General features: G+C 42.3%; 11 protein-coding genes. 7 read left to right on the forward strand and 4 right to left on the reverse strand.

The window, feature by feature from the left end; translation table 11 throughout:
- Nucleotides 1-157 precede the first annotated feature (157 nt).
- Nucleotides 158-922, reverse strand: a complete 765-nt coding sequence (locus tag J2W55_RS08285; RefSeq protein ID WP_310094224.1) for an SDR family NAD(P)-dependent oxidoreductase — start codon at nucleotides 920-922, stop codon at nucleotides 158-160.
- A gap of 273 nt (nucleotides 923-1195) precedes the next feature.
- Between J2W55_RS08285 and J2W55_RS08290 the strand changes: the two genes are divergently transcribed.
- From J2W55_RS08290 to J2W55_RS08320, 7 genes are all read left to right on the forward strand, one after another.
- Nucleotides 1196-2263: a FecR family protein gene (locus tag J2W55_RS08290; protein WP_310094226.1), complete on the forward strand. Its 1068-nt coding sequence runs from the start codon at nucleotides 1196-1198 to the stop codon at nucleotides 2261-2263.
- 216 nt (nucleotides 2264-2479) lie between these two features.
- A complete protein-coding gene (locus J2W55_RS08295; protein WP_310094229.1) occupies nucleotides 2480-5980 on the forward strand; it encodes a TonB-dependent receptor in 3501 nt (1166 codons plus the stop codon).
- Nucleotides 5981-6001: 21 nt separating this feature from the next.
- Entirely contained in the window at nucleotides 6002-7783 is a 1782-nt protein-coding gene (locus J2W55_RS08300; RefSeq protein WP_310094232.1) for a RagB/SusD family nutrient uptake outer membrane protein, read from the forward strand.
- 113 nt (nucleotides 7784-7896) lie between these two features.
- A complete protein-coding gene (locus J2W55_RS08305; RefSeq protein ID WP_310094235.1) occupies nucleotides 7897-9030 on the forward strand; it encodes an acyltransferase family protein in 1134 nt (377 codons plus the stop codon).
- A 261-nt stretch (nucleotides 9031-9291) separates the two neighbouring features.
- Complete coding sequence (locus J2W55_RS08310; RefSeq protein WP_310094238.1) at nucleotides 9292-10740, forward strand: circularly permuted type 2 ATP-grasp protein; 1449 nt, start codon at nucleotides 9292-9294, stop codon at nucleotides 10738-10740.
- 92 nt (nucleotides 10741-10832) lie between these two features.
- Nucleotides 10833-11768: an alpha-E domain-containing protein gene (locus tag J2W55_RS08315; RefSeq protein WP_310094242.1), complete on the forward strand. Its 936-nt coding sequence runs from the start codon at nucleotides 10833-10835 to the stop codon at nucleotides 11766-11768.
- A 15-nt stretch (nucleotides 11769-11783) separates the two neighbouring features.
- A complete protein-coding gene (locus J2W55_RS08320; protein WP_310094245.1) occupies nucleotides 11784-12758 on the forward strand; it encodes a transglutaminase family protein in 975 nt (324 codons plus the stop codon).
- Nucleotides 12759-12816: 58 nt separating this feature from the next.
- Here J2W55_RS08320 and J2W55_RS08325 read toward each other — a convergent pair whose 3' ends face one another.
- From J2W55_RS08325 to J2W55_RS08335, 3 genes are all read right to left on the reverse strand, one after another.
- A complete protein-coding gene (locus J2W55_RS08325; protein WP_310094247.1) occupies nucleotides 12817-13305 on the reverse strand; it encodes a TlpA family protein disulfide reductase in 489 nt (162 codons plus the stop codon).
- A 42-nt stretch (nucleotides 13306-13347) separates the two neighbouring features.
- Nucleotides 13348-14367 (reverse strand): Gfo/Idh/MocA family protein, encoded by a 1020-nt coding sequence (locus tag J2W55_RS08330; RefSeq protein WP_310094250.1) that lies wholly within the window; start codon nucleotides 14365-14367, stop codon nucleotides 13348-13350.
- A 180-nt stretch (nucleotides 14368-14547) separates the two neighbouring features.
- Nucleotides 14548-15132, reverse strand: a complete 585-nt coding sequence (locus J2W55_RS08335) for a DUF4142 domain-containing protein (protein WP_310094253.1) — start codon at nucleotides 15130-15132, stop codon at nucleotides 14548-14550.
- Nucleotides 15133-15158 lie beyond the last annotated feature (26 nt).

Consider the following 15158-nt stretch of genomic DNA (forward strand, 5'->3'; position numbering starts at 1 on the left):
AAAACAATTATAAAACATTTTGCATAGTGTACACTGCACACAATTAATATATGCTTTTTAATCATATACCCGAATATCCTGCAGGCCTTGCTATAAACAAAAAAAGCAGGGTGATGCCGAACTGCATCACCCTGCTTTTTTGTTTATAGTACTATTATTAAACCAGCATTCCGCCGGAAACTTCAATACGCTGGCCATTAACCCAACGCGCGTCCTCTGTACATAAAAAGGCAACTACACCGCCAATATCCTCCGCTTCTCCAGGTCGGCCCAATGCGGTCATATCGCTCACCAGCTTTTGCGATTGTTCACTTGCTCTGAGGTGCCCGCCGCCGAAATCGGTTAATATAGCACCTGGGGCTATTGTATTGGCCCTGATTCCGCGCGCTCCCAGCTCTTTGGCCAGGTACCGGGTAAATACTTCAATGGCACCTTTCATAGAAGCATAGGCTGATGACCTGGGAAGGGCGACGCGGGTGAGGCCGCTTGATACATTAACAATACCGCCGCCGTCATTCATAAGAGGAATCACTTTTTGTGTTAAAAAATAAACGCCCTTATAGTGAATGTTCAGCAGTTCGTCAAAAAACTCCTCTGTTACTTCGCTTATAAGTTTATATCCGCCAATGCCGGCATTATTGATCAAAAAATCAATGTGGCTGGCGCCAAACTTATTGGTTAATGTATCTTTCAGCTGGTCAACAAAGGCATCAAAGCTTTTTATATCACCTGTGTTAAGCTGAAGCGCGGCCGCCTTTTGTCCGCTTTGTTCAATTTGTGCTACAACGTTTTGCGCCTCCTGCTCTTTGCTGTGGTAAGTAAGGATAACATCTATACCTTTTTCTGCAAGCCGTAAAGCCATGTCTTTGCCCAACCCGCGACTGCCGCCGGTTACTAAAGCTATCTTATTTTTGTTTTCCATTTGTTTTAATTTTTATTGATGCAAAGATGGTAATCAAATGAAGCCCGGTGTTTGAACAAATCAATCCATTATTTGCAAATTTCAAATATTAACAAACAAAGAGATTAATTCCCGCTCCATGAGCTTACTGATAACTACCTAATTACCAGTATCCCGGCAAAATGTTTTTAGAATAAAAGCTTAACACCATATCTGCTTATTACATATCCGTAATTTTTTTTTCCGGACTTTGAGGGTAAGCCCGCTTTTAATTGTCATGCTATTATAACAGGAATGGACAACGAAGAGATAAAACTATTATTAGTAAAGTACATTACCCGCGAGGCTGACGAAAGTGAGACCGACCAGGTTAGGAATTGGATAAACGCGCATCCGGAGAACGCGCAGTATTTTGCCCAGCTGTATGAAACCTGGCAAAACATGCTGTACCTGAAACCGGGGGTTGTTGATGAAGAAAAAGCTTTTAACAAATTTTCGTCATTGGTGATTCCGCAGGAAACCAAATACAGGCAATTATATAAGTGGAGTAAGATAGCAGCTGTAGTTGTAATGTTCGGTATACTTTCGGCTTTGTTGATAGGGCACTATGCTCAAAATGTTCAAAGCATACGGCAAGTATCGGTTAACAATGGCGGTATCAAAAAAGTTGTTTTAAGCGACGGCACACTGATATGGTTAAATGCAGGCAGTAAACTAAGCTATAATACCGATTTTGGCAAAAAAAACCGCACGGTTTACCTGGAAGGCGAGGCATTTTTTGAAATAGCAGCCGAAAAAAAAACTATTCCTTTTATTGTAAACACAAAAAATTATACCATTAGGGATATTGGCACCAAGTTTAATCTTAAAGCTTATCTAAATGACCAGTTTCTGGAAACAACAGTAGTAAAGGGCGAAGTTTCAGTTGAAGGAAATGTTGATAGCGACACACGCGAAATGAGCCGTATATATGTGAAGCCGCAGCAGGTATTACGCATATATTATCAGCAACAAAAAGAAAAATACGCTTATAAACCCGCTGATGTGCAAGAGCTTAAAAACCTGAATGAGATCCAGGTGCTGCAGATAGATTCGGCCAGGATGGATAAATATGACGGGTGGAAAGAAAACCTGTTGGTGTTTGACGGCAATACACTTGATGAAATATCAAAAGTGCTTGAGCGCAGATACAACGTAAAAATAAATATGGATGATGCCAGCCTGAAAAACATAAGGTATTCTGGCAGTTTTAAAAATGTAGCCACTATTGATAAGGTATTAGACCTTATAAAAGGGAATACAGATATCAGCTACTCCATAACCGGCAACACTGTAAACATTACTAAAAGCAACGATAACTAAATTGATAACTTAAAACAACGTATGGAAAAAAAATAACTCTCACTCCTTCAACAAAAAAAGCCCGGTGTGCGCTAACACCCGGGCTATGTAAAATCAATAGCTAATACCCTACGCTTGGGGAAGCATCGTATTAACTAATTAATAAACAAATTTATGATAAATTTTGACAGGAAATCTGCAATGGCTGTGCGTGCATGGCAAAAAACGATTAAAATTATGAAGCTTGTTACTGTTTTGCTCTTTACGGGGATACTGCATATACATGCTACCGTCTATTCGCAAAACGTTTACAATTTTAATGTAAATAATATCTCGGTTAAACAAATGTTTAAACAGATAGAGAAAAACAGTAAATACACGGTTTTTTATCGGCTCGACCAGGTAAATGTAGATAAAAAGATAAATGTAGAGCTGCAGGATGCCTCCATTGAAACGGTAATGAAAAATGTGCTTCAAAGTCAGAAACTTACCTTTCAGGTAGTTGATGACATCATTATCATCAAACCGGTTGATGGTAAAAGTATTGCCACAGTTACGGTTACCGGTGTAGTTAGGGATGTAAATGGTGGCTCGCTGCCTGGGGTAAGCGTAAAGCTTGCAGGAAGCTCATTAGGTACGGTAACAGATATTAACGGTAAATACAGCCTTACCCTTCCTGATGGTACGGGCACTCTTGAATTTTCATTTCTGGGATTTACCGCACAGCGAATAGCAGTTAACGGACAAACCATTATTAATGTAACACTCGTCGAGGAGTCAAAATCATTAAATGAAGTTGTGGTAGTAGGCTATGCTACGCAAAAGAAAAAGGACCTTACCGGCGCCGTAGCGGTTGTAAATGTTAAAGACCTAAACAAGCAGGCTTCATCGTCAGTAAACAGCCAGTTGCAGGGCCAGGCGTCGGGCGTTACCGTTACCGGATCGGGCCAGCCCGGCGAAGAACCACAGGTACATATACGTGGGTTTAACACCTTTGGCGATAATACACCATTATATGTGGTTGATGGTATGGAAACTTATGATGTAAGTACCCTTAACCCCAATGACGTAGAAACGTTCCAGGTTTTAAAGGATGCGAGTTCGGCCTCAATATACGGAGCCCGGGCGGCAAACGGGGTTATCATCATCACCACCAAAAAAGGCAAGGGCAAAGTAAGTATCCAATATGATGCTTATTATGGTTCGCAGGTACCCAAAGGCGGCAACGTTTGGAATACCATTACCCCACAGCAAATGGCCGACCTGAAAATGACGGCGCAAAAAAACTCGGGCGACGATGATTTTAAAGATCCTTTGTATAATCCTACCGGCGTCGGGTCAGCCTATACAGTTCCTGATTATATAACGCCCGCAGGTGCTAAAGAGAGTTCGCCTGCTGTTAACCCTTCAAAATACTATGTAAATCCAAATTTTACATCGCCAGATGATTTTGGAAATTTTTACAGGATAACCAGGGCCAACAAAGCCGGAACAGATTGGTATCACGCGATATTTAAGAACGCGCCAATGACCAGTCACAATATATCATTAAGCGGCAGCTCCGATCAGGCAAGCTATTTGTTTTCGCTTAACTACTTTAACCAGCGGGGTACATTGATTGATACCTATCTGAAAAGATATACTTTACGCTCAAATACAAACTTTAATATAAACAAACACATCAGGGTTGGCGAAAATCTTGCTTATTCCATCACCAAAACGCCGCAGGTAAATAACGCTACTACCCACGGGCAGGTGAGCACCAATGATCCTGATGGGGTAATTGCACATGCGCTGAGAGAACAGCCCATTATACCGGTTTATGATATTATGGGCAACTATGCCGGCAGTTATGGCACAGGCCTGGGCGACGCCAATAACCCTGTAGCTATACAGAACCGCACCAAAACAAGCGGATCAACCAGTTACAGAATATTGGGTAACGTATTTGCCGAAGCTGATATAATTAAAGGCCTAACCCTGCGCTCCAGTTTTGGCGGCGATATTGTTAACAGCAATGATCACTCCTTTACTTACCCTACCTATGAAAACGTGGAGAACTCCACAATAAACAGTTATAGTGAAAACTCAAATACCGACTACAGCTATAACTGGACAAATACACTTACCTATCAAAAAACCTTTGGAAAGCATAATATTAATGTGGTGATAGGCACCGAGGCCGTCGAAGACCATACAAGCAATCTGGGTGGCAGTATACAAGGCTTTTATACTTTTGATCCTGATTATGTTAACCTTTCAACAGGTACAACTAACAAAAACACATTCAGCAGCAGGAGCAGTAATTCGCTGTTCTCAGAGTTTGCCCGCCTTGATTATATTTATAATGAAAAATACCTGTTTAATGCAACCATCCGTCGTGATGGTTCGTCAAAGTTCCCTACAAATCAACGGTATGGTTATTTTCCTGCATTTAGCGCCGGCTGGCGTATTTCACAGGAAAGCTTCCTGAAAGATGTGAAATGGATCAGTGATTTAAAATTACGCGGCGGCTGGGGTATAATGGGCAACCAAAAGAATATGGGTTCAAAGGATGCTCATATCACTTTTAACAGCACCATTGGTCAGTCATATTATCCATTGGATGGCACCGCAAACCTTATCCCTGGTTTCTATCAGGACCAGATAGCAAATCCTAATGCTTTATGGGAAAAGGATATTAACTCCAACTTTGGTTTTGATGCTACCTTATTTGACGGAAAAATAGCTGTAACCGCCGATTATTACCGTAAGGATATCAAAGACCTGTTATATGGGGCTACGCAATTAGGCACCGCCGGTAACGGAGCGGTACCTGCCCAAAACGTCGGAAAGATGAAAACTGATGGTCTTGACATTTCGGTAACGGGCAATATTAAAGCCAGCAGCGACCTTAATTTTAGCGCTACGGGTACAATAACAACCTATAGTAATAAAATATCAAGAGTATCAGATGATGCAAACTATTTCCCCGGCACGGCAACAAGCCGTTTTGATAGCCCTATTACCCGCAACCAGGTAGGCCACTCCTTAGGCGAGTTTTACGGATATCAAGTAGCAGGTTTCTGGAATACCCAGGGCGAAATTGATGCAGCTAACGCGGGTACGCAAAAAATAACGAATGACCCCAATGCCGTTTACCAGTCAGATGTTAAAGTAGGCCGTTTCAGGTATAAAGATGTAAATGGCGATGGAATAATAACCGAGGCAGACCGTACCTTCCTTGGTAATCCAAACCCCAAAGTTACTGCCGGTTTAAACCTCGGTGTAAATTATAAAAACTTTGATGCCAGTATATTCCTGTATGGCTCATTTGGAAATAAATTATGGAACAGTGTAAAATACTGGCGGGATTTTTATTCCTCTTTTGGAACAGCTAAAAGCTACACTGCCCTTAATGATTCATGGACACCAACGCATCAGAATGCAAAAGCCCCGATTCAGGAACTTGATGCATCAACAAGCAGCGGGGCAACGCCTAACTCATACTTTGTTGAAAACGGAACCTATGTGCGCATGCGTAATGCACAGATCGGTTATACCTTCAATATCAACAGCTTAAAAAAGGCTGGGATCCAAAAATTAAGGATTTATGTATCGGCAACCAATCTGTTCACCTTAACAGGTTACAGTGGTGTTGATCCGGAGTTGAATGGTACTACAACCGATTTTGGTATTGACGAAGGTAGTTATGCCAGCCCGCGCACATTTTTATTCGGAGTTAATTTTTCATTATAACCACAGTTTAAAAGTATTACAATGAAAGCAAAAAAATATATCACTATAATACTGCTTAGCGCATTGTCGCTTGCGGCGTGTAAAAAATCATATCTTGATAAACCTATTACAGGAGCACTTGAACCACAATTTTTGGAAACCGAAGACGGCGCTAACCAGCTACTTATTGGCGCTTACGCGGTTTTAGACGGCCAGCAAGGCGGCGATGCCGCAGTAGGCGGAGGAAGTGCCTGGGAGGCCTCTCCCGATAACTGGATATATGGCGGCGTTGTAGGCGGCGATGCTTCAAAAGGAAGTATTGCCGGCGATCAGCAGCAAATTGAACCCATGATGAAATATAATCCTGACGCCAGTAACAGTTTTTTTGATAGTAAATGGCGGGCAGATTATGAAGGTGTTTCACGTACAAACAACACCTTAAAAATATTGGCAAAGGTAACCAAGATAACAGACGCAGCCAGAACCAACATTGTGGCCCAGGCCAGGTTTTTAAGGGGGCATTATTATTTTGACCTTAAAAAGATGTTTAATAATGTGCCGTATCTTGATGAAACTACTACCAACATCAATCAGCCGAATACTACCGATATATGGCCTAAAATAGAGGCGGACTTTAAATATGCTTATGATAACCTGCCGGCAACGCAAGACAATGTGGGCAGGGCCAATAAATGGGCAGCAGGAGCTTATCTGGCTAAAACTTATTTATATGAACATAAATATGCGGAGGCAAAGGTGGTTTTTGACGCTGTAATAGCTCAGGGCGTAACAGCAAGCGGTCAGAAATATGCATTGAATGCCCGTTTTAATGATAACTTCCGGGCAGCTACTAATAACAGCGCCGAATCTGTATTTGCAGTTCAGGCCGCAGCTAATACCGACCCTAACGGTCCGTCAAATGCCAACAATGGCGATATGCTTAACTTTCCGTATGGAAATAGCAGCCCTTTTAGCTGCTGCGGTTTTTACCAGCCTTCCATTGACCTGGTAAACCATTTCCGTACCAACGCTGTCACCGGGCTGCCGTATCTCGACGATTACAATAGCCACGCCATAAAAACAGACATGGGCGTAGCAGCCGATGAAAGTTTTACCCCGGATGCGGGAACCATTGATCCGCGGTTAGACTGGACTGCCGGCCGCCGTGGAGTACCCTATCTTGATTGGGGAGTACACCCGGGTGCTGATTGGATAAGAGACCAGCAATATGGCGGCCCATACTCACCTATTAAAAATGTTTATGGCCAGGCCGAGCAGGAAACCAATGGCGATAATACATCCTGGGCACCTGGCTCCGGCATTAACTATAACCTTATCCGTTATGCCGATGTATTGCTGATGGCTGCCGAAGCCGAAGCGCAGCTTGGTAATTTAGATAAAGCTGAAAGTTATGTAAATATGGTACGAAACAGGGCCGCCAATACAACAGGCTGGGTACATACCTATAAAAATAACGACAAGCCAACGGCTGGTTTTACGAATACGCCGGCTGCCAATTATAAAATAAGCCCATATCCTGGCGGCGCTTTTGCAAGCAAAGACTTTGCGTTGAAAGCCATTTATTTTGAGCGCAAAATTGAACTGGCTATGGAAGGTCACCGCTTTTTTGACCTTGTACGGTGGGGTATTGCTGATACTGAGCTTAATGCTTACATAGCTTATCAAAGCACTTTAACAAACGATGTAAGGGGCGGCAAATTTGTAAAAGGGAAAAGTGAATACTATCCCATACCACTTGCAGAAATTGATTTAAGTGCAAGCGGAGGCACACCGCAACTCAAACAAAATCCAGGCTATCATTAATAAAAATTCAGTCAAAAACCGGGTGACTATATTGTTCTGCCCGGTTTTTGTTTAAATTGCAGCTTATCACCCTCCTGTTTTAAGCATTTTAACCCTAAATATTAAAACAACTCATGAATAAATCATCAACGCGATTTTTATCGCTGGATGTGTTTCGCGGTATGACCATATGTTTTATGATCATTGTAAATACACCCGGCAGTGGAGCGGCTGCGTTTTCGCCCCTTGAGCATGCTGCCTGGCATGGCTTTACACCAACCGACCTTGTATTCCCCTCATTTTTGTTCGCGGTAGGCAATGCCATGAGCTTTTCAATGAAACGTTACCAGGAAATGGGTAATGCCGCCGTTCTGGGTAAAATATTTAAGCGCACCCTGCTAATTTTCTTAATAGGCTACCTCATGTACTGGTTTCCTTTTTTTAATTTTAACAACGGACATATTTCCTTATCGCCTATATCGCATACCCGTATTATGGGGGTTTTACAGCGCATAGCCTTATGTTATTGTTTTGCATCGCTCATGATCCATTTCCTGTCAAAACAATCGGTCTTTATTTTATCAGCGCTGTTTTTGATTGGCTACTGGATAATCTTACTTGTATTTGGCAATCCCAATGATCCGCTGAGCATTACAGGCAATGCAGGTATTTTCCTTGATAAATACATACTGGGCGACAACCATATGTACCACGGCGAAAAAATAGCGTTTGACCCTGAAGGTATTTTAAGTACCCTGCCGGCAATTGTTAATGTTGTTATTGGCTATTATGCCGGTAAGTTTATACAACAAAAAGGTAAAGGATATGACACCATTGCAAAAATGCTGCTTATGGGCTGCCTGTTCATATTTCTGGCCCTTTGCTGGAACATGGTATTTCCGATCAATAAAAAACTTTGGACCAGTTCATTCGTGCTTGTTACCACCGGGCTCGATCTCGTGATCCTGTCGTTCCTGGTGTACGCCCTGGAAATTAACAACTGGAATAAATGGAACTGGACAAGGTTCTTCACCATACTTGGTAAAAATCCACTGCCTATTTATGTACTTTCAGAAATATTGATCATATTTTTCTGGATGATCAATATAAAACCAGGTGTAAGTTTATTTGACGGGATAAATACGTCCTTTTACCAGGTAATTGCCCCCGGAGCCATCGGGTCGCTGCTGTTTGCTGTAAGTTATATGCTTATTTGCTGGTGCGTTGGCTGGATACTGGATAAAAAGAAAATATATATCAGGGTGTAATAAACCTTAGTCATCAAAAAAAGCGCGGTCGTTATATGATCGCGCTTTTTTTATGGGCTGAAATTTAAATTGGTTGCCTTTTTGATAAGCGTGTTTGCACCTTAAAATTATCATACACTATAGTAAAAGCCAATAAAAATGATAATTGAGTAAAATAATTACAAAATTTTTAAAATAATTTGCTTTTTTATCGAAAACACTTCATAAATTACATTTTTCAAAATAATTGATTGGTTAATTTCTGGTTTTAGCAAATTTTATATGGAACAATCAGTTTATTTTAACAAATACACCCCAATTGACGGCGTTTGGGACGAAATGTATGGGGCAGATAGCAATGTTCGCGATCATTATCGTAAAGTAATTGAGTATATCTCAAAAGAATCGGCGGATGACCTGAATAAAAAAGAAGAACTGGCCAAAAGTTTGTTCATGAGCCAGGGCATTACTTTTACGGTTTATAACAGCGGCGAAGGCATTGAAAAGATATTTCCGTTTGATATTATTCCGCGCATTATAACCGCGGGCGAATGGGCATTTGTAGAGAAAGGCATTAAACAACGCCTTAACGCGCTCAATCTTTTCCTGAAGGATATTTACCATAACCAGTTTATTGTAAAGGACGGCATAGTGCCTATTGATATCATTTATTCGTGCCCGCATTTTCTGCGCGAAATGTATCAGCTTAAAGTCCCCTTTGATATTTATGTGCATATATCAGGCATTGACCTGATACGCGATGAAGACGGTACTTTTTACGTACTGGAAGATAATTTGCGCACGCCCTCAGGCGTAAGTTATATGCTCGAGAACCGCGAGATCACCAAGCGCCTGTTTCCTGATCTGCTGCCACAATGCGGGGTTCGCAGCGTAACAGAATATCCAACCATATTATATAAAAACCTGCTGGCACTATCTCCGCGGCAAATATCCAATCCTACTATAGTTTTGCTTAGCCCCGGCATATATAACTCCGCGTATTTTGAACATACAACGCTGGCTCGCCTAATGGGAGTTGAACTGGTTGAAGGGCGCGACCTTGTGGTAAATAACCATAAGGTGTATATGAAAACCACAACCGGCTTGCAGCAAGTTGATGTAATATACCGCCGGGTAGACGATGAATACCTCGATCCGCTGGTATTTAACCCGTTAAGCATGCTTGGGGTGGCCGGTATTATGGGCGCGTACCGTAAGGGCAACGTAGCCATAGTAAATGCTATAGGTACCGGTGTTGCCGATGATAAGGCTGTATACGCTTACGTTCCCGAAATGATACGCTATTATCTGAACGAAGAGCCTATCCTCAAGAACGTACCTACGCACCAGCTGGGTAATCCTGATGAGCGTGAACATGTGTTCAAAAACCTTAATAATATGGTGGTTAAAAAAACCAATGGCAGCGGCGGCTATGGTATGCTGATGGGTCATGCCGCGTCAGACCAGGAAATTGACGACTATAAAAAGGAGATATTAAAAGATCCGCGTAACTTTATTGCACAGCCAACCATTAGCCTGTCGGCCGCGCCATGCTATATGCAGGGGGCATTAAAACCCCGCCGCATCGATTTAAGGCCATATGCCTTGTATGGCCCGGATGGTATTGAAATAGTACCCGGCGGGCTCACCCGTGTTGCCCTTAAAGAAGGATCATTGGTGGTAAACAGCTCGCAGGGCGGCGGCAGCAAGGACACCTGGGTATTGGCCTAAGGTTCCTTAAGAGCGAGCATATCGCGGTAAAAGAATTAAAAAAGAAATAAACAAATCAAGAAATTCCCCCTTTAGGGGGTTAGGGGGCTAATATGTTAAGCAGGGTAGCAGCAAGTTTTTATTGGTTAAGCCGTTACATTGAGCGAAGCGATGGTATGCTGAGGATGCTCAAAATAAATTATGCCTCATCGCAGGATACGGTTCAGGAATTTACCTGGGAGCCGGTGATCAGGATATTTGCCGGCCTTCATGAAGAGGGAGCCGATAAGCTGGACAACAACAGCCGGTCGGTTTTAAAATACATGGTAACGGGCAAAAACAATCCTAATTCCATATTAAACATCATAACCCTTGCGCGCGAAAACGCCCGGGGTGTACAGGAGCATATCACCAAAGACCTGTGGCAATGCCTCAACGAATATTATCATACCGTAAAAGACGCCCGGCTTGAGCGGGCATTGCAACGCGAGGACCCTATTGGCGTGCTTGATGTTTTAATAAAACAGGTAATGCTGTATTATGGTACGGTTGAAATTACAATGGAACGCGGTGAAGGCCGCAGTTTTATGAATATTGGGAAATATCTGGAGCGGGCTATACAATCGGTTGATATCCTGGACACCAAATTCAGTTCAGTAAGTGATAACCCCGATCTGCTGACCGATACCACCTACTGGAAACACCTGCTACTGTCTTTAGGCGGATATGAGCTCTACTTAAAAACCTATCGCGAAGGTTTTGAGGCCGAAAACATACTTGAACAGGTGGTTTTAAATAATGATTTCCCGCGCTCTGTAATATACTCGGTAAACAATATACAACGCTATTTTGACCGGCTTAAGAATGATTCTAACATAGATACCTACCGGGAAATGTCATTTCAGATAGGGCGCTTGCAAAGCCGGATCAAGTATAGTTCGGTAAGGAGCATACGGCAGGAAGGTTTGCACGTATTTCTTACCCAGATCAGGAGCGAACTGTATGGTGTGGGTAATTCACTTAATGAGTATTATTTTGCCAATTCATAACTTAATTGAAAAATTATGCCCGAATTTAAAATACAACATATAACCAAATATACCTACGAGGGCCTGGTGCGCGACAGCGCCAACCAGATCATCCTTTTTCCGATAAAGGACGCCTATCAGGATGTGATAAAACAGGATATGCAGGTTACCGGTAATCCGGTAATTGATACGCATATTGATTACTATGGCAACGAGGTGGGTAGTTTTACTTACAGCGAACAACATTGCCTGATGCTTATTAACTCAAAACTTGAGGTTATTACCAGGCAGCGACCATTGCCTGTAAATGATATTTTCCCGGAACAGCAATGGGAAGATCTGAAACGCCTGCAATATACCATGCCTTATATTGATTTTTTAAAACAGGAATATTTTGAAGGACTGTCTGAGCTGCAGGTTATTGTAGAACAGGAAAGATCAAAAAATGATACCCCGTACCAGATAGCGCTCCGTTTTTGCAATTACGTGTATCAGAATTTTGAATACATTAAAGGTGTTACCACGGTTGAAACTACACTTGATGAGGTATGGAAATTAAAAGCTGGTGTTTGCCAGGATTTTGCCCATATTTTAATGGTGATGCTGCGGTTGTTAAAAATACCGGCACGTTATGTAAGCGGTTATATTTGTACCCATAGCAGCGCTATGCGCGGCGAAGGCGCCACCCATGCCTGGGCCGAAGTTTATATACCCGATTATGGCTGGCTGGGCATTGATCCTACCAATAACTGCATAGCCAACGAAACCCATGTGCGTTTAGCGGTAGGGCGTAATTTTTCTGACTGTTCACCTGTAAAAGGGGTGTACAAAGGATCATCCGGCCATAAGCTGGAAGTTTCTGTAACCGTTGAGGATGAGAACTCCTGTAATTCCTATGACGACAACAAATTTATTCATGACACAGCGCCGTTGCAACCGGTAACCGAACTGCCCAAAAATAGCTATCAGCGTTATATGGAAATCATCCAGCAACAGCAGCAGCAACAATGATCAGGTGGTATAACCTGTCAACCACATTATTGTATAAAAGCGATGCGAGCGTTTGCCGTTAAACTTTCTTAATGGCCTGCATCAGTACCGGAATCCTTGGCACTTTATCATATGCCTGGGCTAATTTGCCGTTGTGGTCATAAATCGCAATATAAGGCGTGTTTTTTATCTGATAAAACTTTTGCACCAAATAAGTATAGCCTTCAGTTCCTATGGTTATATTATGATATTTCTCCAAACCAAAGTCACGCCGAAAAACCTGTATAGCTTTAAGCTGGGTTACAAACGTTATCATTACGATCTGAACGTCTTTAATATTTGGCAGCTGTGGTTTAAGGTCATACATCAGATGCTGGCAGTGGCCGCAGTCAGGCGCAAAATAAATGATCATTACCGGTTTGTTCTTTTTCAGATTGGCCGGGGTAACATAAACACTATCAGTAGTCAATATATGATAAGGAGGAATACCTGAGTTGGCCCCCAGTGTTTGAGCATCGGTACATCCAGCTGCAATAAGCAGGCAAAGGAATAAGTATATTTTTTTCATTATGTTGATATAATATTTCATTTAAGCATAGTTACGATATTTTTAACTTTCCAGCAATTCTATCTGCCAGGCTATATGCTCCTCAGTTATAGGAAATAACGCGTTATCTCGCACAGTATGATAAACGGCGTCAAATAATCCATTGTAGTCACCTTTATCTGATGGTACCCACTCTATTGTTTTCTGGTTATCGGGCCCCATCAGTACCAGTTTGCCATCACTGCCTTCGGGTTCAATGCCAAAGCCGTCGTCTGTGGGCATCATCCCTTCATCCAGCTGCGCTTCCTGCACATCGGTGCGCAGCTTCACAAAGCTGCCCAGCGTGCCATGAATTACAAAGCCGGGTAAATGCTCGGCTATCAACAAACCGGAGGTTAAATAAACATGCAATTGATTAGGATAGGTGAGATGAAAATTAAAGTAATCATCAACCTGCGAACCCGGCCTGTGTGTAGCGGTGGTTTTAACAAAGCTTAGTGGCTTCCCAAACAAACTTATGGCATTATCAACCAGGTGCGCGCCCAGGTCATAGGTAAGGCCATTACCCGGCGTATCTTTAGCTTCTTTAAACACTTTTGGCCCAATGGGCATCCGGTACCTGTCGAGCCTGAAATGAACCTCGATCAGTTCGCCAAGCCTGCCACTTTCAATAACTTTTTTTACAGATAAAAAACCGCTGTCATACCGGCGGTTTTGATATATCATTACCTTAAGCCCCAGCTTTTTACCCAGGTCGAACAAGGTTTTCACCTCTGCAGATGTTACCGCGGCAGGTTTTTCAATAAGCACATGCTTACCGGCGTTAAGAGCCCGCACAGCATAATCAAAATGCGTGTTATTGGGTGTATTTACAATAATAAGCTCAATTTCCTCATCACTCAGCAACCCCTCAATGGAATTATAACTGATTACATCAGGATAACGTTTGCCGGCTTTTTTTTCATGTCGCTCTACAACGGCTCTAAAAGTAAAGCCGGGGTTGGTAACTAAAAATGGGGCATGAAATATCCTGCCCGACATGCCGTAGGCCATCAGGCCTGTTATTATTGGTTTTGATGACATAAATCTATTCGTTTTATTTTCCGCCGCAAGCCGGCCGGGTAGTTTTTGACTGAACAAAGCTGTTATAGCTTTGGCAACGCCTAAAATTATTGTTTTATACGGGCTAATCCAATAATTATATAAAAGAAAACGGGGAGACATGCCGCCTCCCCGTTTTTACGTTTTAATAATAAGCTAAATTTATTTCAAGCCTTTTTTAATAGTTTCAATTTCAGTTAAATGGCCCTTTATAATTGGCAATGTGCTGGTTGCAAATGCTTTTAACTCGGCATCTTTACAGTTTTTGGCAGCATCTTCAAACATGCTTATTGTTTTTTTATGGCCGTCAACCATGGCATCTACATATGCCTTATCAAAATCGCCTCCAGTTTTAGCCGAAAGATCAGTGAGTTCTTTTTGTTTGTCGTCACTTGGCGCAGCGGGCAAGGTTATATTTTTAGCCTTGGCTATGGCCATTAACTCATCATTTGCTTTACCATGATCTTTTACCATCATAGCGGCAAAATCCTTAACGCTTTTGTTCACTGCTTTTTGTTCGGCAACTTTGCCCACGGCAACTTCGGCTAAACCACCATTGGCTGCATCGGTAGCAAATTTGGCATCAGCCTCGTCAACTGCTATGCCTGTTGCGCCGGTTGTTGTTGTGTCTTTAACTTCATTTGTACTGTCGGCACTTTCTTTACTGTCGGTTTTGGCACCGTTATTACATGCCTGAAACATCCATGCAGATAGCACGAACATCATAATTAAACTTAACTTTTTCATAGTGAGTGTTTATATTTGTTTTATAG

This window comes from Mucilaginibacter pocheonensis, from assembly GCF_031456535.1.
Lineage (GTDB): Bacteria > Bacteroidota > Bacteroidia > Sphingobacteriales > Sphingobacteriaceae > Mucilaginibacter > Mucilaginibacter pocheonensis.

Bases quoted from the DNA above. Each gene is read 5' to 3' on its own strand.
- J2W55_RS08285 (WP_310094224.1), bottom strand. From the start codon at position 922: ATGGAAAACAAAAATAAGATAGCTTTAGTAACCGGCGGCAGTCGCGGG.
- J2W55_RS08290 (WP_310094226.1), top strand. From the start codon at position 1,196: ATGGACAACGAAGAGATAAAACTATTATTAGTAAAGTACATTACCCGC.
- J2W55_RS08295 (WP_310094229.1), top strand. From the start codon at position 2,480: ATGAAGCTTGTTACTGTTTTGCTCTTTACGGGGATACTGCATATACAT.
- J2W55_RS08300 (WP_310094232.1), top strand. From the start codon at position 6,002: ATGAAAGCAAAAAAATATATCACTATAATACTGCTTAGCGCATTGTCG.
- J2W55_RS08305 (WP_310094235.1), top strand. From the start codon at position 7,897: ATGAATAAATCATCAACGCGATTTTTATCGCTGGATGTGTTTCGCGGT.
- J2W55_RS08310 (WP_310094238.1), top strand. From the start codon at position 9,292: ATGGAACAATCAGTTTATTTTAACAAATACACCCCAATTGACGGCGTT.
- J2W55_RS08315 (WP_310094242.1), top strand. From the start codon at position 10,833: ATGTTAAGCAGGGTAGCAGCAAGTTTTTATTGGTTAAGCCGTTACATT.
- J2W55_RS08320 (WP_310094245.1), top strand. From the start codon at position 11,784: ATGCCCGAATTTAAAATACAACATATAACCAAATATACCTACGAGGGC.
- J2W55_RS08325 (WP_310094247.1), bottom strand. From the start codon at position 13,305: ATGAAAAAAATATACTTATTCCTTTGCCTGCTTATTGCAGCTGGATGT.
- J2W55_RS08330 (WP_310094250.1), bottom strand. From the start codon at position 14,367: ATGTCATCAAAACCAATAATAACAGGCCTGATGGCCTACGGCATGTCG.
- J2W55_RS08335 (WP_310094253.1), bottom strand. From the start codon at position 15,132: ATGAAAAAGTTAAGTTTAATTATGATGTTCGTGCTATCTGCATGGATG.